This window comes from Chryseobacterium sp. ON_d1 (genome assembly GCF_006829085.1).
In the GTDB taxonomy this organism is placed as follows: Bacteria; Bacteroidota; Bacteroidia; order Flavobacteriales; family Weeksellaceae; genus Chryseobacterium.
The window spans coordinates 25,570-50,034 of record NZ_BJTC01000008.1 but is presented as its reverse complement, the minus strand read 5'-3'; the positions used below and the strand labels follow the sequence as shown (position 1 = coordinate 50,034).

Sequence of the window (24,465 nt, the reverse complement as noted above, 5' to 3'; positions counted from 1 at the left end):
GATTTGGTGTCCCGCTGCTGTAATAGGTAGCGGGTATTTTTTTATGGAGAAGATGAATTTATTTAATGTGGATAATCTGGTATTAATGAAAGGGCTTCCGGATGAGAGTATAGATCTTATATACTGCGATATACTTTATGGTACTGGAAGAAATTTTGGTGAATATCAGGATTTAAAGCCTGTTAGAAACATCATTGAGCATCATTATTTACCAAGAATAAGAGAAATGCACAGGTTGCTTAAAAAAACAGGAAGCATATACATTCATTGTGATTGGCATATTAACCATTGGGTTAGATTAATCTTAGATGAGGTTTTTGGATATGAAAGATGTGTAAATGAAATTGTATGGTGCTACACTGGTCCTGGTGTTAATTCTCAAAAAAACTACAGTCGAAAGCATGATAATTTATACCTGTATTCAAAGTCTTCTAATTACACATTTAACACGAATGATATAAAAATTCCTGCAGCAGAAGATACGCTGAAGAAGTTTGAAGGAGCCGGAAGCGGTTTTAAGGGAAAGAAAGCAAATTTAGCAAATGGAAAGCTTTTAGAAGATTGGTGGTATTTGGCACCAACGGCAAGATTTAAAAACGAAACCGGGCTTTATCCAACACAAAAGAGTATTCAATTATTGGAAAGAGTAGTTAAAGCAAGTTCAAATGAGGGGGATACTGTTGCGGATTTTTATTTAGGCTCCGGAACAACGGCCGTAGTATGTAAAAAACTTAATCGAAGCTTCATAGGCTGCGATATAAACAAAAATGCTGTTGAAGTAACAGCTAGAAGATTGAGGAGTTTTTAATTTAGGGAGTATGAAAGAGATGAAATTGGAATTTTTAATGAGCTTATTTTATGGGCTTCTGATAATAATAGGCGCATGGGTGACGGTATGGGGCTCATACAAAATAGGCTACAGTGTCGGGAAGATGGACTTTGAAAGGGAATACATTCCAAAATTCAAAGAACATTCTGTATTGATAGACTCTCTTTCTAAAAGAGTTGAAAGAGTGAAACAAAGACAATTGAAATTAAATCAATGCAACTAAACTAATTTTCTATGGCAGAGGGAGTGACAGGGAGTACGTTGAAAGGATATTACTCAATGAGTAGATGTAAGGAGGATCTTCCTGGTGAAGAGTGGAAGGAGTTAAAAAATTACCCTGATAGATACATGGTATCTAATTACGGGAGAGTTAAGAGTATAATAAAAAAGTCTCCGGTAATTCTTAAAAAGGCTTATCTAAATAACAGATTTCACGTTGTGCTTACCGACAAGAGAGGAAGACAAAAAATAGAACTGTGTGGAAGGCTACTTGCTTCAGAGTTCATAAGACCTCCTGAAGAGAATGAAGTTATCAAATATAAGAATGGAGACAAGAAATTAGACCTACTTAGTAATATAGAATGGACTACAAAAAAAGAAAGTGCTATTGCTGCAGTAAGTAGAGGGTGTTATCCAAAGAGTCTCAACAAGAACGAAAACAACGCAATGGCAATTCTTTCAAAAGAAGACGTACAAAATATTCGACGAATGAGAGCTGAAGGAGCAAAATGTATTGACCTAAAAAACAGCTATAATGTATCAATAGGATGCATTCAAAAGATAGTAAGCAACAAAACCTGGAAAGATATTTAATATGGAAAATCAAACTTATACAGAAAAAGACTTGGTAATATTCGGAGAATATCTACTTTCTAAAGAAAGAGAGAAAAGGATCGATGGTAAAATAACTGCTAAAAGAAGAGTTTATCACGCCGATTTAGAAAACTGGAAAATTAAAAAAGATGGGAGCGCCTAAAGGGAATCAGTTTTGGAAGTTGAGAGCAAAACACGGAAGAGATACTCTTTTCGAGTCTCCTGAATTATTGTGGGATGCGGCAACTGAGTATTTTGAATGGTGCGATAATAATCCACTGATTGAAATAGACTTTAAAGGAAAAGATGCGGATAGAGTTGAGTTGCCAAAAATGAGACCATATACACTGCATGGGTTATGCATATACTTAGATTGTTCAACATCTTATTTCCGAGAATTTAAGAATTCAGAAAGGAAAAGCAAAAAAGATTTTATGTCAGTCATTACGCGTATAGAAGAAACGATCTACAATCAAAAATTCACAGGAGCCGCATCCGGGTTTTTAAATCCCAATATTATTGCCCGTGACTTAGGTCTCGTTGATAAAAAAGAAGTTGAAAACCGTGATTTTATTTTAACACCTGAAGAAAGGGAGCAGAAAATAAAAGAATTGCTGGAAAAAGCAAATAAGTAATGGCATTAAGTGACTCTGAAATATTGTTATTAGAACGACTTCTCCACGAAAGGGAAGTCGATTGTCTATATAGTAAATTGACAAATATAGATGAGAATACTAATCCAAATTACAAAGTGCTTTATGAGGCTATTAATGATCAGCAATGGGGATTTATTAATGGTAAACCTGCTTTAATATCCGGTTACACTGGTGCAGCACTTGAAGGAAGTTCTAGGTCCGGTAAAACATGGTCAGGCGTTGATATAATAATTTACCTATCTACTATAAAGCACAAAAAGGAGGGATGCACTATCAATATATACAGGGAAACCTATAATGAATTCAAAACAACTGTTTATGAGGATTTTAAAAGAAGACTGGATGATTATAACTTGCCAAATCCATTTCATAATGCAAGAGAGGTTCCTAGCTTTAGGATAGGAAAATCAACAATTAATTTACTTGGAGATGGTAAACACGGTGGGGGATGTGATTACGCATTCTTCAACGAGGCAATGATGATCAGTAAATCAATATTTGATCAGGTTAAAATGCGCTGTCGTAAATTCTGGTGGATGGATTACAATCCATCATTCACTGATCACTGGGTATTTGATAATGTTCTGCAAAGATCAGATGTTATGTTTTTACGAACAACTTTCCTAGATAATCCATACATATCACCAAATGAATTAAAAGAAATATTAGGATATGAACCGTGGCTTCCTGGCAGTTATGAAGTAACTGTGGATGGAGTATATTACAATGGATTACCTGTAACAGAAAAAAATCAGCCTCCACCTCATCCAACAAACATTAAAGAAGGAACGGCTAATGAATTCATGTGGAAAGTCTATGGTCTTGGGTTACGTGGTGCAATGCAAGGCGTTATATTTGACAATATAGTATGGATAGATGAGTTCCCTGAGTATTTAGGGTATATTGGCGTAAATGACTTCGGTTTTACATCAGATCCAAATGCTTTTGCTAAATTTATAGAAACGGAGGATTGTATCTATGCTGAGCCACTGATTTATGAACCTAAAGAGACTGCAGATGAATTATCTGGAGCTTTAGATTTATTAGAAATAGATAAAGAAGCCGCTTTAGTATGTGATTCTTCAGATAGGAGGGTTTCAGAAAATCATGGTACAATTCAAATGGTGCGGGATCTTAAGAAGCTAGGATGGAATGCCATGAAAGTTTCCAAAAACAAATCAATAACATATTGGATACTTTCGATGAAAAAGAAAAAGATATGTATTGTTAAAAATGCACTTTATAGTAAGATTAAAAAGGAAGCTGAAAACTATAAATGGAAAGAAATTAACGGAATATTAATAAATGAACCTATAGATAAGTTTAACCACTTCTGGGATGCTGTAAGGTATGGCCACATGGCTTGGAATCAAACATATACCGTTGAATCTGAAAGAAATTAGTAAATTTGAATATCATGAAAAATAAAAAAGAGGATTACATAAGTTTAAGTAAAAGGTATTCTACTTTAAAAAAAGAGAAGAATCCGGATTTAAAAGAATTGAAAGAGATTTACGATCGTATTTTAGCGATTGATAAAGCAGTTCCATTTAAAAGTATTTCTAATTCAGACTATAGACATGATAGTAGTTCTCGCTTAGATTTGGGTATTTCAAATACTTTCATCAATTTATAATTATATAAAAACATGAGCAATAAGAAGCGAATAAATAGTAAAATTCATTCTATTCAAAGAAAAAAAGAACTGAAGATTTTTTCATTAGCTTGTAAGAATGCTACTATAATTATTAATAGGGCTATAGAAGTGAGTAGAAATTATATTAATTCTGGCGGCCTAATACCGTACTGTATATATTCTGAAAAGATTATTGATTCTCATGGTGATGAAATTATTATTCCAATGTTACAAATTATTAAATACACATATCCAGAACAGTCTTAAAAGGCTATTTTTTTTATTTCAACACACCCATCAAGTCATAATTACGTCGGTAGTAAGTTTGTAATGTATTTAATTAAAACACATTGCATTGAGCCCGGACGAGTTCATAAAAAAGAAGGTAAACCACGATAATCTCCTTAAGGCTAAACAACAGCATAAGGACATTTCGTATTTGGTACAGTCTGAATTGCAGTCTGAGATTACGATTCAATATCTTACAACCTGGGCTAATAGACAATATGCGACAGATAATAAGTTTCTTAATTGGGTAAAAACCGTTTTTAAGACGGATAATTTCCTTTCTTTTTACAAATACCTTAGGCATCCTCTTCCATCTGCTAAGATTGTTAACGAGGATGTGAAGCCAAAATTAAGAAGAGTTTTTCATGCGGAAGACTCTATTTTCAAATATACTTTACGTGGAAAAGTAGAAACTTGCCATTCTGATCTTAATTCAAAAGAATTTGATGAAGAATTATTCAATGCTATTTTGTTTAATCATAACGGCATAATTGCCCAAGATGTTAGCAGAACGGATGACGAATACCGAGAAGTGATTCCCATTTCTTCAATAGTTTCAGTTGACTGCGATAAGGACAAGATCAATAAGATCGCTTATGCTTCTTATTTAGATACCGAAAATGCAAAAATATATGGCTACACATATCTGGATAAAGATCAGTATATATTTTTTGATAGAGATTTTAAATTAATCAGCCAGAGTACGCATGATCTTGGAGAATGCCCGGCGGATTGGATTTCAAGCGAAAATATGTTCACTACAAATAATGTAGTTAAAAAGTCTATTTTCTCGTATGTAATTGGAGATTTGGAGGAATATGTTTTTCTTAAGACGCTTCAAAGAATGACGGAGCCTAACGGAGCTATACCTATAGCCGTTCAATTAAATTCTAAGGAAACCAAAGCAGCAGGGGAATTAAAGAAAGGTCTATCAAAAGAGCCAATGTCGCCAACGATACTTGGTTCAAATTCAGATAAAGATATTTACCCTGTACCTGCATCAGAAAGCCAACTACAAGCTGGTACGATAGTAAAAGTAACCCCACCTTCAGACGCAGATGGAAATATAAACATGGATGTAGTACAGAACTACTTCCAATTTCATTATATGCCAATTGAGGCACTGACTTATATTGATGATAGGATAAAAGATATTGAAAATCGAATTAATGCGTCATTAATAGGAGACTACAAAGAACAAAATGAAGCTGCTAAAAACGAATTGCAGGTAGAAAAAGGCTACAACGGCAAAGAGGATAGGTTAAGATGGTTATCAAACGAGTTAAGCCGAATTAAGCAACTTTCGGACTTTAAAACGCTTGCTTTGTTACACGGCAAAGATAATGTAACAGTTGAGGTGTTTTTCGGAACTGATTTTTTTATTGAAACACTAGACGAGTTATTCAATTCATTTGATAAAGCTCCGAATGCGATTGAGCGTAGAAAGATTCTAAAAAGAATTTCTCAGAACAGAAACAAGCATAATCTACAACAGGCAAAGAGAGATATTATTCTCTATACACTTATCCCTTATATATCAGATAAAGACTTTGAAACGGCGCTTAAAAAGGATATTGATCCGATAACTTTTGAATTCTATACGAGGTTTGAATACTGGATTTCGCTTTTTGAGGCTGAATACGGGCAGATAGAAGAATTCTACGAAGGATTGGGAGAGATGAAGGATAGTGAGAAGATAATTAGGATAAATAATTTAATAAAAAATATAATTCAAAATGAGAGTACAATTAAAGCTTAGGTTATACTACGGTAAGCAGATGTATGACTCTAAAGGGAATGTGGTAACAAGAAACGAATGTGTTTCGATTCAATATGATACATTGGAGTACATGAACTTTATGAAGCATCTAAATGCCAATGGTGTATCATCTGTTAAGGTCGAGAAAGCTTACAATCTGGATGAAACAACCGACAAAGAATCTGTTCAGTCACTAAACAGGTATAAGGAGATTGAAGATGTTTCTGAATATGAGAATGATATTAAAAAGTACCTGGAAGTTCCTGAGAAAGAGCTGACGCCTGAGCAAAAAAGAATTAAAGATCTGGAAGAAAAACTAGAGTCATTATTACAGAATCAGCAAGAGCCAAAAGAGTCTAAGTCGGGTTTATCTGTTGGAAGAAAAAAAACAACGGAATCACCAGAACCGAAAGAGGAACAAAAGTAAAACAATTTAATTCATAAAAGATTATGGAAATATTATCAGAAGAAGTAATTAAAGAAACAGGTTTAACGCCTGAGCAAGTATCAGCATTAACACCTAAGCTTACAGACTATTTTTCAGATCAGAAAAAAGAGTGGGACAAAAAAGCTAATGATAACGCAGAAGGAATTCTGACAGGTGCCGCTAATTATCTTCAAGAAAAAACAGGCGTTAAAGTGGAACGTCAACAAGGCGAAAAGTTCGGTGATTATGTTGCGAGAATTTCCACTACAGCTTTAGAAAGCAAGTCATCTGAAATAGAAAGACTAAAGTCCGAGTATCAACAAAAGATAAAAGATTTTAAAGGTGATGATGCTACAAAAGCTGAACTGGAAATAGCAAAGCAAAAACTTGACGCTGCCCAGAAGCAATTGGCAAACTATGATGAGCTAACTGATAAAGCAGGTAAATATGAAACAGCATCAAAAGAATTGTCTGAATTTAAAATTATGGCCGCCTTCGGCAATGTTAAGCCAGCTTTTTCTAAAGAAGCTAATCAGTACGAAGTAAAAGCAAAATGGAATGATTTTCAAAAAAGAGTTCAAGATAAGTACACTATCGAAATAGTAGATGGGGAATATATCGCTGTGGACAAAGACAATCATTATAAAAATGTAAAGCTTACAGATCTAGTCAATAGTGACGTAGAATTGAAAAGTATCACAGGGGAAAGAGCTGCTGCAGGTGTGGGTTCCAAGTCTTTTAAAATAGAAGGGCTTAATGAAGACGTTCCAGAGGATGCTAAAAAGGATACTGCTAAAAGGGCGGCATTTATTGAGGCTCAATTAGCTAAAGAAGGATTGACCGTAACATCTCCGGGGTACGCTAAAAGATTCGGAGAGCTAAATAAGAAAATAAGAGAAAGTTAGACGCGAAAGACCGCAAAACGTATTAAATATTAATTAAAACAAAAAAAATGAATTTAGAGGCTACAATGTGGCTGGATTATCAAGATGTCAATTCGACTAATGAGAAGCGTTTTGCGCAACTTGGCGTTTTAGATCTTGTTAAGGACAGCACACAATTTACAGATTACATCTCGCCAACTGCGAGACAAAGATTAAGCGAATCTTCTTCTTTAAGAAATGTTAAGATTCCAGTGATTAAAGATCAGCAAATCGAAGTCACATCTACTCCGGGTTTTGTTATTCCAGCTAACCAGGAAGTTTCAGATGAATACTCATTTGTTGCATATGATGTTTTCTCAGGATTTAGACATCATCCGGCGTTGTATGGAAACAATACAGTAGATGCTGATTTTGCTCTAAGAGAAAAAATGAAGAACATCAGCTATGAGATGGGTAAAAGGGTAGAGTCCATTCTTGTAACCAATTTGGAAGCGAGAAAAACACAAAAACTTGATTACACAACTCAGGTAAGCCAAGGAGATGGAACATTCAACTTCAACGCTACTACTGACACTTTAGAAGTAAGCAAGGCTGCTCAAAAGGAGACAATGTTCTTCAATATTGATACGCTTATGGGAGCTAACGAAGTTGGAGGTGGTTACAGTTATGTTACGTCAAGAGGTGGACTGGCTGTGCAAAAGTCAGAATTAGCAAAATACGGGATGGCTAACCAGAAAAACCTGCAAGCTCTAAATTTCCCTACAATGGAAAGATTGTATGAAACAGGAACAATACTTCCAAATAGCGCTGTTTTCAACGGATTTGCCGTGAGAGATGGGGCAATGGGTATTATTGAGAACTTCCCGTGGGATTTCAGAAATGGAACTGTCATTGACGGAAAGAAATGGTCTACATCAGGTATTGAACTTCCGTTTACAAGAATGGTTGCTAATGTATATGTTAACAACGCAGCTACAGATGCTACGGCTATGGTTAGCGCAGGAAAAGATTCTAACCTTATCATGACACACTTCCAGGAGATGGCTATCTGGCATAGATTCTATGTTGTGTACAGGTATAACAGCGATCTGGCAAATAGAGTTAACGACATCGTGAAAATCACAGGATTAACAACTTAAAAAAAATAAGGAGATGGATAATTATGTAACATATTCAAATGGTGAAGTAGGAGAGGTAGAAAAAGTATATGCTATTGCTGTAACAGACAATACAACACTTACAGCTAACGATTCTGGGAAAATTATTCTTGTAGGAACCGATGCTAAAACTATTACACTTCCGCCTTCTAAAGCAGGGTTAACGTTTACATTCGTTAATATCGGAGCTGCCGGAAATAATATTCTAAAGGTTTCACCTGTCTCTACAGAGGGAATATCAGGAACTATTACCCTGGCAAGTTCAGTTGTCGTTCTTGATGGAACAGTAAACAAGGCGGCAATTAATACTAAAGCGACGTCTGTTTCTGGGGATAGTTTAACAATACTTGGAACCGGTCTCGCTGGATCTAAGGCATGGGTAGTCACAGCGTCAACAGGAATTTGGGCTAGAGAAGCTTAAAAAAAATATAGTATCATGAAGTTAGGATTTGCAGAGGAATACACGAACAACGTAAAATTAGATAAAGAACTAATACTGAATTCAAAAACAGGAATAGTTCTAAATAGTGGTATTCACCCATATATTACCGTAGATAATCTTCTGCACTTTCTTCCTTCTATTGATATTGAATTTGATCAATACGAATCAGGAAAAACATATAACAACTATTCAGAGAGCAGGAACAGGGTTGATGTCGTAATGTTTAACGACAGTCTATATCAATGTATTTTAGATGGAACAACAGGAATACAGCCTGATACAAATTCAAACATATGGTTATTGACTAATAAAGAAAGTTTAGTTATTAAATCTTGGATTGAAAAAGTTAAGGATAAGGCTTTTTCTGATTTGTACCTCTCAAAAAGGCTTATTAATTCTCAATACATATATGAAAATGGAGAAAGTAATGTGGCTTTACCAAATAATTATTCAGGATGGGTTTTTGAATCGAAAGGAAGCGATTATATAACTATCGTGCTGAATGAAATATCAGTGCAGGCCACTACAACTAATCCAATAAGCTTATATGTTATAAATCGAGGGAAATTAGTTGATACACTCACTTTACATCCTAAAAATGGAGAATTATTTTTTGAGGAAATAAACTATTCTTTTTCAGGTCCAGGCAGATGGATTTTTGCTATAGACAGCCGTGAGGTTAAAACAAACTTTGGATGGGTAGATGAACTTAAACATGACGGATTTATCTGTTATCCAGTATCTGGAATAGGTGATACTCCAGAAAGTTCAAAATTCACGTACAATAATGTATCTAACGGCTTTGGATTTAATGTGTCTGTGTCATTAAACAGCGACAGTTACATTAAGTATAATTTTCAAAATTTTACTTCATATGTAAAAGCATGTTTCGAGTATATGACGTTGTTGATGTTTTCAGCTAATTCCCATCAGCGTAGTAATAGAACAGAAAATGGGATAAACAAAGACATGTTACTTATGGAAACAAAAGATTTGGACGCCAATACTTCGGTGAAGAGATACTTTCAAGAGCTTAAAGAAGCGAAAAAGGTAATCCAAAAATCGTTTGACACACAGATAGGATATGAAGGAGGATTTGATGTTGAAGTAATATCTGTATAAAGATGATACACGAGAGAATTAATCCAATAGGGCTAGATCAATTAATTCATAAGGCACAAAAAAAGATTTATGCAGCCTTAACTAACAAGTGGAGTATTGATATTGAAGCTTATCCTAGATGCTACGTGATTGAAGATGACCAAGAGAAAAGAACAGTCGAGCATTATACTTCAAAAAACGAATATAGCGGAAATTTAATTGTCTCTGAAAACGATAAGTTTTTTTTTACTGCAGAAGATGATCAGGATAGAATTAACAATATCCAATTCGAGACAAAAGTAAAGCTTTATTTCATTCTTGATTTAAAATTCATTTACCCTGATGAGCCTGGAAGATGCGATTCAAAAGTTTTAGCTGATATAGTAAATGCTGTTGATAAAAGTGGAGGATTTACAAACGAATACACAATCGTAACAGACTACCAAAGTGTATTTGAATCATTTGAGTATAGCTTCGACAATATGCAGCCATACTACTGTTTTCGCATAGACTTAAAAACAATTCCTTATTCAATTGATTCAACATGTTAAAAAAAATAAAAAAAATATAAAATGGCATTAACAATTAAAAAATGTAGTATTTCAGATATGGTTGCCAGACCTGGTGGCCTATTCTGTGATGAACAGCAAGTTTCTGGGATTATTTTAGCCGACAGATCGGTTAAGTTAGATCCTGCAACATTTACCAAAACAATTCTTGATGGATTAATTCAGCAGGATAAATTTATTGGTACTTTAAAATATTTTTCGGCAGAAGATGCTGATGTAGATCCAAATTATACGGAGTCTTCTACAGGTGAGAGTACAAAGAATACTTTAGGTATTAAAAAGTGGAACTTTATGTTCAATAAAGGTAATTGCTTCCAGAATGAAATTAACAAGTTAGATAAGAGCGAAAGATATTCTATTTTCATCGTTTATCAAGACGGTTCTATTCTGGGGCAATTAATGAAAGACGGAAGAGTAAAAGGATTTAATGTAAAAACTTTTGTAGGAATCAAAAAAGTAAAAACCGCTGCTGAAGGCGGGGGATCTACCTTGAGAGTTGATCTTCTTCCAGATGCTATGAAGTACTGGCAAGGTCAGTCTGCACTTGTTGAGAGTGATGAAATTGATTTCACAGAATTAAATCCCGTTACTGGACTTTCTGTAGATATTACTTCACCGTTAGTTGCTTCAGCTACATCTACTAAGGTTCTTGTAACAAATCAATGTGCGGACAGTAAGGTATCCGGTCTTACAACTCCGGCAAATTGGAAAATTAGAAGAAACGGAGTTTTAGAAGCTGTAACAGCGGTTACTGAAGTTAACGGATTGTACACTTTTACTCACGCTGCCTTAGTTGCTAATGATAAAATCTCATTTGAAATTTACGATGGAGGTTATGCCGTTTATGTGCTAGACACAGATTATTACGCAGGTAAATCTTCTGAAGAAAAAGTAGCATAATGAAATACACAGTAGGAAAATATGTAATTGTACCACCAAAACCTTTTCCTTCATTGGAGAAGGCGGTACAATACATTCAAGAAGCTTATCCGGAATTGGATAATGAGACAATAGAAAAACATATTCAGCCAAAATTTAATTCTGATGGCGAGAATAAATCCACAAACACTCCTGAAAAGAGTTCAGCTGGCAAAGAACATAGTTCCAAAAGCAGTTCAACAGGCTCTAAGGGAGTCTAATTTGACGCTTATAAATCAGGATAACCTTTTGCATGGTAAAACGAGTGACGGGGGCAGAATGCCCCTTTACTCTAAAAAATACAGAAGAGGGAATCTATTCTATGCCGATTATAAAAATAGAATGAATCCTCTAAGTAAAAGGCGTTGGGATTTAAAGCACTGGTGGAACAAAAAATTTGATGGTTTGTTTTATCGCAGTATTAAGGTAAGGGTAAATCTTAACGACGTTAAGTTTGATACTAATTACAATCCGGTATACATGCGGGATATATATGCAATCATTAGCAAGTCAAAAATTATAGGTATCACAAAGCAACAATTAAATGATGCTCAATTGCGAAATAAACCAAAAATAAAAAGACAAGTAGAAAGTATAATTAATACAGGAAGAGTTACCAGGTAATGTGTAATTGTAGTAAAAAAATAACGAAAACAGAGTGTCAAATTCTAAGAAAATATGCTGAAGACCCAGAAGAAAGGAACTTCATTTACCATGTTTTCAGCAACGAAAGAGGGCTAGAGATTGCGCAAGTTCCTAAAGGTAAAAATCCAAATGAAATTGCTATTGAAAGAGAATTTATCGGTTCTGATGGATTTCCTGAATGGTACTTTGTAAAAGAACATCCATGTTTATATGAAGAAGATCAAAAAACATAAAGTAAGAATTTATCAAGATAGTAAAGAACTCCCATTTTATAATTATAAACGAATTATACAAACGGGAGATTTTTTTTACATGGTTAAAGGATATGAGGCAGGAGACCGGATTGATTTTGACGCCTCAGAACTTGAAAAAAAGTTTGATTCAATTATTCAGGATTTTGCACTATCACAAGACACTAAAAACGAGGATATAATCAATTATAGCAACTACTTAATTGCTGTAAATGAAATAGGCAAACTTGAAATAGTTTTACAAATAATTGATCTTGTTGTAGATGCAAATGAGAAAAGAAAAGCTTTGAATATAAATGAAGACAATGAGACTATAAAAGATTTGTTGTCAAAAATAAAAGTTCAAAAAAATGAAGATCCGATTATTCAAAAGCAAAAAATTAAGGATAAAATACAAAAATTCAAAAATCAGGTAGAAAAGGCCAAATCATCTATTCTTAAAAGTGAAAAAGAAGAAGAAGAAATCGAGTATGATATTGATGAACAATACATAAGTGTATGCTTAGGTCTTGAAATACACGTTGACCCTAAATTAATTTCTTTATATGAGTTTGGGGTGATGGTTAAAATGTTGGTAAGTAAGGTGGAAGCAATCAATAAATCAAATAACAATGCCAGATAAATTAGCGGTAATACAGGGACAGGAATCTGTAAAAGAGCTTAGAGATATTGAAAACGCAACAAAAAATCTTGTTTCGACTTTTAATTCATTGCTTTCCATTACGGAAGCTGTTAATAAAAATTTTCAGTCCGGAAAAGCCAAGGACTATACCAATGGCTTAAAGAATTTAAAAAATATAACTCAGGAATACGCTAATATTGAGAAAGAGCTTGCAAATATTAAGCTTAAACTGGCGCAAATTGAAACGCAGAAAACAAAGACAGTCGTTGAGCAAAATAGGGCGAGAAAAGAAGCAGCAAATGCTGCTATAGCTGAAGCAAGGGCAGAAAGACAGCAGCAGATACAATCTCAAGCTAATGCCGGGGCTTATCAAAAAGTATCACAGGAAGCTAATAAATTAAAGAGACAGGCAAAAGATCTTGAAGCAGGTATTCTACTACTTACAAGAGATTTTAAAATGGGATTAATTTCCCAGCAGCAATACAGTCAAGAATTAGCGAGACTACAGGGTCAGTTCTCTCTTGTTGCAGGAAAGGCTAAACAATTAGATTCTGAACTTAAACGAATTGATGCCAATGTAGGCGACAGACAGCGAAATGTTGGTAATTATCAAAACGCTGCAATGTCAGGCGTTAAACAACTTGAGTCGCAAATAAAGTCAATGATTGCTATGTATGTGGGTTTCCAGGCTGTTATCAGTGGTGCTGGAAAACTTATGCATAATAATTATGAGTTATCTGATAGTCTTGTTGATTTACAAATCCGTTTGAATGGAAATAAAAAGGCTGCAGATGAACTTTTTGAATCACTAAAACAGATAGACACAAGAACCAGTCTCGGTGAACTTGTGAATACTGCTGCTATCGTTGCAAAAAAAGGAGTCGCAAAAGAAGAAATTGAAGGGATTACAAAAGCCTTAGATGATTACTTTATAGTTGCGGGAAAAGAAGCAGGAAACAGAGAAGAAGGTACTGCTTCAATTATTAAATTGATTTCGATCTTCAATGAAGATAAACATATCACAGCAGAAAGGGTAACGGAAATCGGTACCGCCTTGGTTAAGCTTCAAAACTCAGGAGTTGCAACAGGGGCTAAGATGATTGATATAGCAGAAAGGATTGGAGCGGTAAGAGGAATTACAGGAGTAACTCTTCCACAGGTTTTAGGTTTTGCAGCAGCCATTGAGCAATTAGGACAGAAGAGTGAAGTTGCAGGTACTGCCGGAATGCAAATTTTGACTAAAATCCTTTCCGATATGCCTAAGTACGCAAAGCTTGCCAATGTTTCTGTGGAAGAGCTAAGAAAAGCTTATAGTGACAATCCATTTGAAGCGGTTGTTATGGTGGCTCAGGGGGTCTTGAAAACAGGTGACTTTGAAAGAATTTCGCAAGATTTAGAAGAAGTTGGCGTTCGTGGAGCCAGAGTAAAAGGGGTTTTAGGTGATATTGCCAGTAATGCAGACTTTGTTAGAAAGAGAATTAAAGATGCTGGCTTAGCAATTAATCAAACAGGTTATTTAGCAGAAACAGCAGCCTTAAAACAGGAAACATATGCTGCTACAGTTGACAAGATCAAAAAGGAATTTGAGTTAATAGGAGATTCAAAAGGCTTTATGGACTTATTAAAAGGAGTTTCTGTATTGTTGATGAATTTTATTAAAATTATCACTGCTATTCCTTTTGGAATTGTTATAACAGGAATCACTTTAATGACAGCTGCTTGGGCATACTATAAAGGCGCAGCTATTCAGGCTGCAGTTGCAGCGGCTTGGAATAATTCAGAAAGCCTGCTGGGAATTGTAAGAAATAATGCTGCGAAATTAGGTTTAGTAAGTGCAACTGCTGCACAGAGAGCTAAAACAGCAGCAATTCAGGCTGACACATTAGCCATGAATATGAACATAGCAAGTCTTGAAAATCAAATTGTTCAGGAAAGGTTTGCTATTGCTTCCATACAGGGACAAATTGCGACAACAGAAGCTGAAATAGCAGCTAAAAGACAGCAAATATTGACAAGAGAAGCTCATATTGCAACTTTGGAGGCTGAAATAATTGCTACAAGGCAGGCAGCAGCTGCGCAAGCCGCATTAAATACAACCACAAAAGCTTCTCCTTTAGGTATTATATTGGGATTATTGGCGCTTGCTATTCCCATGCTTGGCTTATTCGCTGATAATACTGAAAAGGCAGCAAAAAAAACCAGAACGTTAGCTGAAAATCAAAAAGAACTTAATGAAGCACTTGACAAAGGTGTAAAAAATGCTGCAGAAGAAGTTTCTCATCTGGATGAACTTTATTCTAAATACAACAATGCTAATACCTCTGTAAAAGACAGAAAAGAAATCCTGAAGGAACTACAGGATTATTATCCTTCATATTTTGGAAATCTTAAAACAGAAAAAGATCTTAATGATAAATTAAGTTCCAGTTATCTTGAGTTAAGGGATGCGATAGTATCGGCTGCAAGAGCAGATGCAATTAGAGATAAACTTAAAGGAAGAATGGCTGAACGCCTTTCCAGGGACGAGCAATTGAATCGAGACGTGCAGTCTGAGACAGAACTTAACAAAAAACTAAGGGCTGACACAAAAGCGAAAAAGGTAACAAAACAAAGATTTGATGGAGGTGATGGAAGAAGCTTTACTGTAGAATTTGACTCTAGTGATTTATTAATTGCAAGCAACAAGCGTTTAGAGAATCTGAAAACATCCAAAGCCAATTTTGACAAGTCAGACCAGCAGGAAGATAAAATCCTTCTGGATATGGCATATAATGAAGACAAGAAAACTGTAAAGCTCAGAAAGGACAGGGCTTCAAGATTGGGTAAATTCTCCAAGACAGATGATAAAGAAGAAAAGGATAAAAAGGATAAAGTTTACACCGGAGCAAAATTAACAGGCGAACAGAAAGATTATATAAATATAGCTCAATCAGAAAGGGATAATGATGTAGCTTCTCAAAAAGAAAGGCTTCTTAGTCTTCAAATTACTCAAAGTGAATATTACGAAGAGTACATGAAGATAATCCAGAAGTATAGAGATAAGATTTCATCATTCTTAACTGGGAAAAACGCCAAAGAAAAACAAATAGAAGCATCAGTAAGAAGAAAGGCTATAGAAGAGCTGGAAAAGGCAAATAAAGAGGTTTACGACTATGAAAAGAAAAACATGGATGAAACCTTTAAAATGAAATATAATACTTTAGAAAGACAGTCTAAAGAGCTGGAAGATTCTGATTACTTAACAGACTTTGATAAAATTAATAAACTTATTGCCTTAGATAGCCAGATGCTAAGGGAAACGTCATCATTTTACGAAGATCAGATTAATCTGGCCCAAAATGCTGCGCAAGATACTATCGAACTGGAAAGAAAAAGAGATGATGAGATTGGAAAAATAGAAGATCAAAGATATGCAAGGATTAAGTCTTTAAATGAAGCTGTAAAGAATGATATTGAAAAAAGATATGAATATGGAAAAACATTCGGATCTGCGTCATTTGAGGAACAAAAATCTGTAATTCTTGCAGATAAAAAACTTTCTATCGCAGAACGTCAATTCAGACTTGATATTCTTGATAAGAATAATCAAATTGAGACAAATAAACTTGAATTACAGCGATTAGAAGCACTACAAAAACAGTTGTCAACTAAGATTTTAATAAATCAAAATGGAGTGGCAAGTGCAGCAGATTTCAAAGAAGCTTCAGATTTGGAAACGCAAATACAAGATTTAAAAAATCAGACTAAAGAACTTAATAACCAATTAATAGAGACATTAAGCCCTAAAGATAACGCTACTAAGGACGTTATAATGGGAGGGCTTAAAGATTTAGGTTTCAATCATGTAGCAGATCAATTTGGTGTTATGTTTGACAAGATTAAGGCTCAGACTGCAGATTGGAAAGATTATTCATTAATGGCTGCATCCGCTGTATTAGAGGGATTATCATTACTGTCAGAAAAACAAAAAGAGAGAACAATAGCAGATCTTGATGAACAGTTGAAACATTCTCAAGAAACAACCGAACAAGAAGTCGGATTCATTAACAAACGACTGGAAATGCTTAACAGTCTTGAAAGTCTGAATGCAGATCAAATTGCAGAACGAAACAGGCTTGAAGATGAAGCAAGGGTCTACAAAGACCAACAGAGACAAAGGGAAAAGCTTATAGAGGCGCAAAAAGCAAAGGCTGAACAAAAAGCAGCAGCTCAACAGGCTTTGATTAATGGTGCCTTAGCGGCCACAATGACTTTGGCCCAAATGGGATTCATTGCAGGGGCAATTCCGGCAGCTTTGGCACTTGGTTTTGGTATTGCACAATCAATTGCCATTATGTCAAAAGATCCTGTTCCAAAATACTTTGTAGGTAGAAGCGGAGGTAAGGCTGAATGGGCTTGGACTCAGGAAAAAGGAGCAGAAATCATCACAGATAAAAATGATAACATTAAATCCATAGGATCTAATAAAGGTGCTGAAATGACCTGGCTTGATGAGGGAGATAAAGTTTATACAGCTTCTGAATCTAAGAGATTAATGAATGAGCTTGGATCTGAAGCTAAAATCGGGAAGAAACTGTTTAGAAATATTGTTAATAAAAGTTTATCAGCCCCTCAAATTTCCATCGTAAACAATTATCCGGATAATTCAGATGCAATTGCTGAAAAGTTAGGGAAGCGAATTGATAAGTCATTTTCAAGATACACTCACCCTACAGTCATTGAAGTAGATGGTAAGGTTATTCTTTATAGAGGTGCTAATCATGGTCAATTAATAGGTTATAGAGACGAAAACGGAGAATTTAAATCAGTAAAAAATGATTCCAATTAAACACATATTACAAGAAAACGGAGTAAAAGAGGTTTTTAAATTTATTGTTCCTACTGGAAGCTTCCAGGGAGAATATGTTATTGATAAGCCCGGAGGATGGGATGATGTTGATTCTGTAGTTAACATTGATGACGAATCAATGAATGTGAAAGATTTTATCATAGGAAATAAGGTTAAACTTAAATTCTATCAGGAAAAAAGTAAAATAGCCTATAACCTCCTAAAAAATGTTTATGCAGAGCAGCAGGGAGACGGCCGTATTATTTTTAAATATATTGGGGTCAAAAATGGGGTTGAATATGATCTGCTCAAAGACAATTTTGAGGTGAATATGAATGAATATTCTCATACCTACGATAAGTTCTACTTTAAAATTGAAGTAGAGCTTATCAAAAGTGTTTCTCAAAATAAACTTTTAAACCGTGATGATGTTACGATTGATTTATTTTCAACAAAAGACCTGGACGAAAATACAATCACACCTGTAGATACATTTCCGTTAGGGTACAAGAAAGGGGCGATAAAACAATCTAACTTTTATTCATGGGACATTTCACAAGGAATTGTAAATAATGAACCACGAACTTCTATATTCTTTTCATTTCAAAGATCAGACGGATGGCAATTTGGGAATAATACAAATGAGTACGCAGGGATTAAGACAGTTACCTTAACTCAGACAATTGATCAGGGACCTTTTGTCTCAACAAACGTTACTTTAAAATCTATCAAAATTGAAATTAGTAATATGCAGGTCAATTTTGGAAGATTAGATAACAATATTCCCATACCTCCAAATGTTGGTTTATATGCTGTTGTTTCTGGTCCTGGATTCTATTACACTCAATTGCTTAAAAATTATACTTCTCAACAGGGTAATGCTACTCAGATAAAAATAGATAATGAAATATTCAATCTTTATATAAATAACAGCTCTAATTTATCACCTGGACAAAATTTAAGTTTTTTATTCATGGTTACAGATCCTACGGATAAATTTATAACTGCGACATTAAAAGACAATACAAGTATTGAGATAACCACGAATATGGAATCTCCCATTGTTAGTACAAAGGGAATTCGTTTAATTGATAGTATTAAGCAAGTTGTTAAAAATTACACTGCTTCTGGGCTTGGTGTTTTAAGTAATTATATTGGTCCAGGTGGAATATATTACAACACTTCAATTTCGACAGGAATTTATCTGCGAGGATTACCACCGATTTATACTACAGGTCAGAAAGTAAAAACATCATTTAAATCATTGATCACTGATGGCGCTGCAAAATTGCTTGCATTAGGGTATGACATTTTAGATCAAAATGTAGTTATAGAAGATATTGGTTACTTTTTTAAAGATGTTAAAAGCTATGACTTATCAAATAAAAAATTTATACAGGATGGGTATAAATTTGAAAACGATAAGGATGTTGTTTATAACACAATGATATTTGGATCAAAGAAATATTCTAAAAATGTAAAGGACGATATTCAGAATTATATTACTGTTGCAGAGTTTACTACACCAATCATAAGTGCAAAAAATAAGCTGGATAAGCAAACCGAATTTATTATTGATGAGTATAAAATACAGGAACTAATAGAAGATAATAGTACTTCAACTAATGACAATGATGATGATCTTGTTATGATAGATATGGTTGAGGAAACTAATTATTCTGATACAGGGGTATTTGAAAATTGTGTCCATGCTAATAAAAATGGAAAACTCGTTCTAACATGTACTTCTACGCCATTCGATACTACATTAATGCAAGTGGGTAGTACAATTAACATCGATGAAGGGCTTAATCAAGGAGGCCCTTATACAATTCTAAATATTAATAAAATAGATTTAACATTGGATAAAACATCGGGAATTCAAGTGGGTGTAAATGATACGCCTATAACATATACTATATCTTCTTTGATTAAGAATAGATCAATTAACGATGGGTTTACCGAGCCGTATTTAATAAGAGACCCGGCAACATCTACTAATGCCAGACACAATCCTAAATATCATATGGCAAGGTGGTTTCCGTGGTTTGGCAGCGGCTTAAGAAAAAAACAAAATGGGGAATTCATTAAAGTAACAAGTTATAAGAATAACGAAAAGGCTAGGATGAAGGCTAATTCTGACGATCTTTTAAACGAATTGCAGGGATTGATTGAAGTAGGAGCAAATGAGCCATTGAGTAGATTGAGAAGCTATAAAACGCCTTTCTTTTCGGGCGAGGTCATAGAAATTAAATTCTTAAACGTAACATTTCAGGAATGGCTTATGTTATACGAAAATTGGAGGTATGGAATTTCAGGTGATAGACTGACTAGCCGTGGATACATAACAATACCAACACCACAAGGTATTTATGATGCTTATCCATTTGGTGACGGTGCATTATCGCATGATAGAAAAACCAATGTTTTAAGTTTTAAAGGAAAAATAAAAAGTAAATCTGCTGCAAATCCGGTTCTGCTGTCTGTAGTACAGAATAATAAAAACACAGTTACGTTTCATTGGGATTATACTGATGACTATATAAATCCGGTAATTGATGTTCAATATAGTATCGATGGTATAAACTGGATAACAATCAGGCAATTTGGAAACACAAAACAGGGCATTATTATAGACGATACGTTTTTAGAAATTCTTTCTGGAACAAATGTTAGTTTCAGACTTATAGTGAACACTTTGGATTTCATTAATAAGATTTCAAACACTATATCTTTAGACTGGAAATTTAATCCATACGCTATAGTTCTAAGAAATAAATCTGAAAATTCTGATTGCGGTTATAGCAGGCTTGTTGTAGATCTTAAAGGTAAAGCAAATTTTGTGATTGAATATAATTATGAATTCACGCCAGGAGGTGGGAAATTATGGGCCACAAATCTAAATGGTACTGGTGGTAATTTGGTTGTCGAAACGAATTACGGACCTCCTGTTAATGGTATAGAGACTAGAAATATAAATGTAGATAGCGAAGCTGTCAGACTTTACATTGAGATTTTCAATTCAGACAAAACAGAAACTATGCAGCCATTAAACTGTACTGTGGGAGATTATCAATATAGTGTATCTGGACAATTAACAGTAAAATTTACAGATACCATTACAAATACAAACCAAACTTTTGATCTAAAAGCTGAAACAGTAAAACTATACTCTTAATGTATCGTCATCAAGTCATAATACACTAGTTTTTAATTTTGTTCTATGCCAAGGATGTTTTCATATTACAGCCCTGTCAGATTCTTCAGAACAATGGAGGAACTGGAAGACATGACCAATCCGGAAAATGCTCAGTATTTCGGGCATAAAGAGCCATATCCATTAGAAGTAAATGCTTACCATAGATTTTTAATTCCTCAGTACAATAATGAAGTAAGCACTACGGAGTTAAAATTGTTTTTGGTAGGGGATGAAGAAATTGAGATTGAGTGCAGATTAACCATTGATAACAATAAATTATTCGTTGTCACATTCATTTCTTATGAAGAAATACAGGGGCATTTTGAAATAAGAGATTTTTCGGGAAATACCTTATTTTATTCAAATTGTGTAAAGTTCATCGACAGCACTGATAATGAGGGGCGAAAATATATAAGGATTGCAACAAAATGTACTTACAATAGAAATCTGTTTTCTTATTCTGATGGTGAACATGACTGGATGATCACAAACTTACCAGCTTATTGCCTTGGAGAATTTGAAATGGATGAAGACGTCACTTTGGAACGTGTCGGTGATTTACTTGGTTCTGAAATCTCTGGGTCATGGTACGAAGAGAATGTTAAGTACAGAATTTTAGCACAGGGAAATAATAACATACTCACCTTCATTGCTGTACATTCTACAAATCAGGATTTTTATATAGATGGGACCAAAATGACACGAAAAGAAAAGCCGGAAGTTACTGATAACACTCAGGAAGTCATAATGAAATTTTCTTACCAGAAAGACGAAAATGGACTGAATATAATTTTAGACGAAGAAGCAATACTTTCAAATGTTTTCACCATGGCGTTAGCTAATGAAGGAAATACAGCAGTTTATGTCTACAATTCTAACTATATAATACCAATAGAAAATGCCTGATATAATTATACCCGCACCATTTGTTAAACAGGTGCCAACAACAGAAATACCAATAACACAGGACCCTTTTGAAGGTCTTATATTAACTTATAATCCTCAAAATAAACTAGCGTTTGCTCCCGTAAGCAACTTTAGAGAAATGATTATTTCTGGAACTAAAGAAGCTACCCCGACCAGCTCACCAACGGCATGGGCGCCAGGTGATCCTTATTTATTTGAAAAGTGGGACGTTAAAACGGCCGGAACTTATACTAACTTCAAAGACAATTCAACTCCCACACCGCAACCGATTGTGGTTTCATCCGCTGATTTAAGCAATAATTTTGTACAAATATGGGTTACAAATGGTGTTTCAGAAAAAGTATCAAAAGCGTTACCTTCTACACCTGTTGTTGATGGATTCAATTCAAGCTCAACAACGGATTCCAGTTCTGCAAAGAATGCAAAAACTTTAATGGATATTACCAAAGTAGGGGCTGTAAGAGATTGGGTTCTTGGCGCATATTCTACAAATGAAGTTGTGAGGTATCTTGGTCTTGAATGGGTTGCCGGGACAAATATTACATCGGCGGTTCCCGGCGCCAATGCTAACTGGAAAATATACTATCCATTTTTAAAGCCAGTAGGGATCTTTGTATCGGATGCGTCTACCTTTACCGTAAACCTCGTTAATAACACGTGTGTGTTTACAGGGGCGTCAACAAACAAGATAATAACACCATTTGGAAGTATTAACATTCCCGCACAAACTGTTGATTGTTCTGCAAATCCAACGTACTATACATTAGTTTACAATACTACAACGGCATTGGTTAGAGCTGTTGCTGTATTTGATTCTGCAGCATCACCTTTAAAGGTTGATGATTATATGTTGTGTTACGTAATGAATTTGAATGGTACTTTACGCGATATTTTCGGGGCAAAAAAATATAGATTGATTGATAGCAATGGCACCGTTGATTATCCTATAAAACCAATTGCAACAACTGATGTAATTTACAATAAATTATTCTCTACTTACCAAACTTCAAGAACAGATACAGAGAAATTATGGCTTGCAAAAGCGATTGTAGATTTGGAATTTTATAATATTCGTGATGCACAGACAGTAACGTTTTACACGCTAGGGAAAAACTACACTTCAAAATCATATTTAGGTTTTGGTGTTGCTGAAACTGGAAAACCAAGTATATTCCTATATGCTGATGAGTTTAACAACAGTGTAAGCATTGCATATGACGCTAATGCTCACAAAGGCGTAAAGACTTATTATCTTAGATCCGGAACGGACAGGTCCTCAACTACAACTATCTACGGGAAAGTAACAATTGATTGGGATGCGATTCCAATGGGAGCACAAATTTTTGAGGGTAATTCTGGAATAGCAGTAAATAACTCCAATATTGTCAGGACACTATTTAAAAAGTCAGAAGTTTTCAACAATCCAACAGGTTTTGTAAAATTCGCTAGGTCCAGAAGCTTTAATGATTACTATACAGCGCCTACAATGCCGAGTTACGCTTCTGGTCCAAATACCGGAGTTCCGAAGTCGCCTTTTGAAGATTGTCGCCAGTGGGCAACACAGTGGGACGCGTTTGTGACTTCACCTCCTGCGGGATATACTGTGACAAAAGAAACTTTGACAACGGCAGTTCCAACAGATGGCGGGGGCACACTGCCAATTTACGGATACGTATTTTCACCTGCGAAATTAGCTGCGGGAGATTCAACCGGAAATAATTCGCAGACTTTACCGAGGATATTCATTAACTGCTCAATTCATGGTTTTGAAAAAACACCTTCGTTTGTTGTGTATGAAATGATGAAGCAGATCTTGACGAACTGGAAATCGCATTCTTTCTTAGAGTATTTACGCTTTAATGTTGAATTCTGTATCATTCCTTTCGCTAATCCGCATGGATGGAATACAGGCGGCGGAGCGGGATCGCGTAAAAACTTCAATAACGTTGACCTTAATAGGAATTTCCCGGCATTTTGGGTCGGCGGCGGAACTCCATCAGATAATACTTATCCAGGCATAAATCCACTTTCAGAGATTGAAAGTCAGTCAATTTACACTTGGATGCAGGGTAAGATCACCTCTAACACAGTTATGGGTATTGATTTCCATAATTTCCACGGGCAGCCGGAAACAGATCCAAAGAAATACAATATGGCATGGGTCGTTAATTTAGGTTCTGAACTTGGACAAAGTTCTGCTAATATTCTGATGAAGGAGCTTTCGGTAAAATACAAAGCAAAATATCCGACTCTACCGATTCAGATCCCACAAACCGATGACTATTTCATAGGCCAATCAAACAACTATAACGGTCCAGGGTTTTCCGGCTCCGCTATGAAGGCTTTAGGTTCGATATATGCTTCAACCTTCGAGGTATGCCAAAACTTCAGGTTTAATCCAAGTTATCAAAGTCACGATTCTGATGCGATCACATGTGGTGTCGAAACCTTTGTAAACTACCTGAGAGTGTTTTTACAGGAGAACTTAGAGGAATACAACCGAGTAAAATAAAA

22 protein-coding genes are annotated in these 24,465 nt (G+C 35.1%); all 22 read left to right on the top strand.

Going from position 1 to position 24,465, the window contains the following annotated elements; all coding sequences use genetic code 11:
• The first annotated feature begins 43 nt into the window (after nucleotides 1–43).
• The 22 genes from CRS_RS13430 (at nucleotide 44) to CRS_RS13330 (ending at nucleotide 24,463) form a co-directional block, all read left to right on the top strand.
• Nucleotides 44–808 carry a site-specific DNA-methyltransferase gene (locus tag CRS_RS13430; protein WP_142724547.1) on the top strand — a complete coding sequence of 255 codons (765 nt, stop codon included), beginning with the start codon at nucleotides 44–46 and terminating at the stop codon, nucleotides 806–808.
• A 10-nt stretch (nucleotides 809–818) separates the two neighbouring features.
• Nucleotides 819–1,052, top strand: a complete 234-nt coding sequence (locus CRS_RS13425) for a hypothetical protein (RefSeq protein ID WP_142724546.1) — start codon at nucleotides 819–821, stop codon at nucleotides 1,050–1,052.
• Nucleotides 1,053–1,063: 11 nt separating this feature from the next.
• Nucleotides 1,064–1,642 carry an NUMOD4 domain-containing protein gene (locus tag CRS_RS13420; RefSeq protein ID WP_142724545.1) on the top strand — a complete coding sequence of 193 codons (579 nt, stop codon included), beginning with the start codon at nucleotides 1,064–1,066 and terminating at the stop codon, nucleotides 1,640–1,642.
• Nucleotide 1,643: 1 nt separating this feature from the next.
• A complete protein-coding gene (locus CRS_RS24480; protein ID WP_172617071.1) occupies nucleotides 1,644–1,805 on the top strand; it encodes a hypothetical protein in 162 nt (53 codons plus the stop codon).
• A complete protein-coding gene (locus tag CRS_RS13415; protein WP_142724544.1) occupies nucleotides 1,792–2,277 on the top strand; it encodes a DNA-packaging protein in 486 nt (161 codons plus the stop codon). Before CRS_RS24480 ends, CRS_RS13415 begins: the two co-directional genes overlap by 14 nt.
• Entirely contained in the window at nucleotides 2,277–3,701 is a 1,425-nt protein-coding gene (locus CRS_RS13410; RefSeq protein ID WP_142724543.1) for a phage terminase large subunit, read from the top strand. The genes CRS_RS13415 and CRS_RS13410 overlap by 1 nt, the downstream gene beginning before the upstream one ends.
• Nucleotides 3,702–3,715: 14 nt before the next feature.
• Complete coding sequence (locus tag CRS_RS13405) at nucleotides 3,716–3,934, top strand: hypothetical protein (protein ID WP_142724542.1); 219 nt, start codon at nucleotides 3,716–3,718, stop codon at nucleotides 3,932–3,934.
• Nucleotides 3,935–4,289: 355 nt separating this feature from the next.
• On the top strand, nucleotides 4,290–5,981 hold the full coding sequence (locus tag CRS_RS13400) for a hypothetical protein (protein WP_142724541.1): 1,692 nt from the start codon (nucleotides 4,290–4,292) through the stop codon (nucleotides 5,979–5,981).
• A complete protein-coding gene (locus tag CRS_RS13395) occupies nucleotides 5,959–6,408 on the top strand; it encodes a hypothetical protein (protein WP_142724540.1) in 450 nt (149 codons plus the stop codon). Before CRS_RS13400 ends, CRS_RS13395 begins: the two co-directional genes overlap by 23 nt.
• Nucleotides 6,409–6,431: 23 nt before the next feature.
• Complete coding sequence (locus tag CRS_RS13390; protein ID WP_142724539.1) at nucleotides 6,432–7,313, top strand: hypothetical protein; 882 nt, start codon at nucleotides 6,432–6,434, stop codon at nucleotides 7,311–7,313.
• Nucleotides 7,314–7,360: 47 nt separating this feature from the next.
• Complete coding sequence (locus CRS_RS13385; RefSeq protein ID WP_142724538.1) at nucleotides 7,361–8,431, top strand: hypothetical protein; 1,071 nt, start codon at nucleotides 7,361–7,363, stop codon at nucleotides 8,429–8,431.
• Between the two features lie 13 nt (nucleotides 8,432–8,444).
• Nucleotides 8,445–8,870, top strand: a complete 426-nt coding sequence (locus tag CRS_RS13380) for a hypothetical protein (RefSeq protein WP_142724537.1) — start codon at nucleotides 8,445–8,447, stop codon at nucleotides 8,868–8,870.
• Between the two features lie 15 nt (nucleotides 8,871–8,885).
• On the top strand, nucleotides 8,886–10,013 hold the full coding sequence (locus tag CRS_RS13375) for a hypothetical protein (RefSeq protein WP_142724536.1): 1,128 nt from the start codon (nucleotides 8,886–8,888) through the stop codon (nucleotides 10,011–10,013).
• Between the two features lie 2 nt (nucleotides 10,014–10,015).
• Nucleotides 10,016–10,543, top strand: a complete 528-nt coding sequence (locus CRS_RS13370) for a hypothetical protein (protein WP_142724535.1) — start codon at nucleotides 10,016–10,018, stop codon at nucleotides 10,541–10,543.
• A 21-nt stretch (nucleotides 10,544–10,564) separates the two neighbouring features.
• Entirely contained in the window at nucleotides 10,565–11,461 is an 897-nt protein-coding gene (locus CRS_RS13365; RefSeq protein ID WP_142724534.1) for a hypothetical protein, read from the top strand.
• A 144-nt stretch (nucleotides 11,462–11,605) separates the two neighbouring features.
• Nucleotides 11,606–12,103 (top strand): hypothetical protein, encoded by a 498-nt coding sequence (locus CRS_RS13360; RefSeq protein ID WP_142724533.1) that lies wholly within the window; start codon nucleotides 11,606–11,608, stop codon nucleotides 12,101–12,103.
• Nucleotides 12,103–12,357: a hypothetical protein gene (locus tag CRS_RS13355; RefSeq protein ID WP_142724532.1), complete on the top strand. Its 255-nt coding sequence runs from the start codon at nucleotides 12,103–12,105 to the stop codon at nucleotides 12,355–12,357. The genes CRS_RS13360 and CRS_RS13355 overlap by 1 nt, the downstream gene beginning before the upstream one ends.
• A complete protein-coding gene (locus CRS_RS13350) occupies nucleotides 12,335–12,997 on the top strand; it encodes a hypothetical protein (protein WP_142724531.1) in 663 nt (220 codons plus the stop codon). Before CRS_RS13355 ends, CRS_RS13350 begins: the two co-directional genes overlap by 23 nt.
• Nucleotides 12,987–17,825 (top strand): phage tail tape measure protein, encoded by a 4,839-nt coding sequence (locus CRS_RS13345; RefSeq protein ID WP_142724530.1) that lies wholly within the window; start codon nucleotides 12,987–12,989, stop codon nucleotides 17,823–17,825. Before CRS_RS13350 ends, CRS_RS13345 begins: the two co-directional genes overlap by 11 nt.
• Nucleotides 17,812–21,003, top strand: coding sequence for a hypothetical protein (locus CRS_RS13340; protein ID WP_142724529.1), 3,192 nt, complete (start codon nucleotides 17,812–17,814; stop codon nucleotides 21,001–21,003). The genes CRS_RS13345 and CRS_RS13340 overlap by 14 nt, the downstream gene beginning before the upstream one ends.
• 45 nt (nucleotides 21,004–21,048) lie before the next feature.
• Nucleotides 21,049–21,930: a hypothetical protein gene (locus CRS_RS13335; protein WP_142724528.1), complete on the top strand. Its 882-nt coding sequence runs from the start codon at nucleotides 21,049–21,051 to the stop codon at nucleotides 21,928–21,930.
• Nucleotides 21,923–24,463 carry a M14 family zinc carboxypeptidase gene (locus tag CRS_RS13330; protein ID WP_142724527.1) on the top strand — a complete coding sequence of 847 codons (2,541 nt, stop codon included), beginning with the start codon at nucleotides 21,923–21,925 and terminating at the stop codon, nucleotides 24,461–24,463. The genes CRS_RS13335 and CRS_RS13330 overlap by 8 nt, the downstream gene beginning before the upstream one ends.
• Nucleotides 24,464–24,465: the final 2 nt, after the last annotated feature.

Coding starts and splice junctions, on each gene's coding strand:
- CRS_RS13360 (WP_142724533.1), top strand. CDS start 11,606: ATGGCGAGAATAAATCCACAAACACTCCTGAAAAGAGTTCAGCTGGCA.
- CRS_RS13405 (WP_142724542.1), top strand. CDS start 3,716: ATGAAAAATAAAAAAGAGGATTACATAAGTTTAAGTAAAAGGTATTCT.
- CRS_RS13415 (WP_142724544.1), top strand. CDS start 1,792: ATGGGAGCGCCTAAAGGGAATCAGTTTTGGAAGTTGAGAGCAAAACAC.
- CRS_RS13390 (WP_142724539.1), top strand. CDS start 6,432: ATGGAAATATTATCAGAAGAAGTAATTAAAGAAACAGGTTTAACGCCT.
- CRS_RS13385 (WP_142724538.1), top strand. CDS start 7,361: ATGAATTTAGAGGCTACAATGTGGCTGGATTATCAAGATGTCAATTCG.
- CRS_RS13335 (WP_142724528.1), top strand. CDS start 21,049: ATGCCAAGGATGTTTTCATATTACAGCCCTGTCAGATTCTTCAGAACA.
- CRS_RS13375 (WP_142724536.1), top strand. CDS start 8,886: ATGAAGTTAGGATTTGCAGAGGAATACACGAACAACGTAAAATTAGAT.
- CRS_RS13355 (WP_142724532.1), top strand. CDS start 12,103: ATGTGTAATTGTAGTAAAAAAATAACGAAAACAGAGTGTCAAATTCTA.
- CRS_RS13350 (WP_142724531.1), top strand. CDS start 12,335: ATGAAGAAGATCAAAAAACATAAAGTAAGAATTTATCAAGATAGTAAA.
- CRS_RS24480 (WP_172617071.1), top strand. CDS start 1,644: ATGGAAAATCAAACTTATACAGAAAAAGACTTGGTAATATTCGGAGAA.
- CRS_RS13395 (WP_142724540.1), top strand. CDS start 5,959: ATGAGAGTACAATTAAAGCTTAGGTTATACTACGGTAAGCAGATGTAT.
- CRS_RS13420 (WP_142724545.1), top strand. CDS start 1,064: ATGGCAGAGGGAGTGACAGGGAGTACGTTGAAAGGATATTACTCAATG.
- CRS_RS13365 (WP_142724534.1), top strand. CDS start 10,565: ATGGCATTAACAATTAAAAAATGTAGTATTTCAGATATGGTTGCCAGA.
- CRS_RS13340 (WP_142724529.1), top strand. CDS start 17,812: ATGATTCCAATTAAACACATATTACAAGAAAACGGAGTAAAAGAGGTT.
- CRS_RS13345 (WP_142724530.1), top strand. CDS start 12,987: ATGCCAGATAAATTAGCGGTAATACAGGGACAGGAATCTGTAAAAGAG.
- CRS_RS13370 (WP_142724535.1), top strand. CDS start 10,016: ATGATACACGAGAGAATTAATCCAATAGGGCTAGATCAATTAATTCAT.
- CRS_RS13425 (WP_142724546.1), top strand. CDS start 819: ATGAAAGAGATGAAATTGGAATTTTTAATGAGCTTATTTTATGGGCTT.
- CRS_RS13380 (WP_142724537.1), top strand. CDS start 8,445: ATGGATAATTATGTAACATATTCAAATGGTGAAGTAGGAGAGGTAGAA.
- CRS_RS13330 (WP_142724527.1), top strand. CDS start 21,923: ATGCCTGATATAATTATACCCGCACCATTTGTTAAACAGGTGCCAACA.
- CRS_RS13430 (WP_142724547.1), top strand. CDS start 44: ATGGAGAAGATGAATTTATTTAATGTGGATAATCTGGTATTAATGAAA.
- CRS_RS13410 (WP_142724543.1), top strand. CDS start 2,277: ATGGCATTAAGTGACTCTGAAATATTGTTATTAGAACGACTTCTCCAC.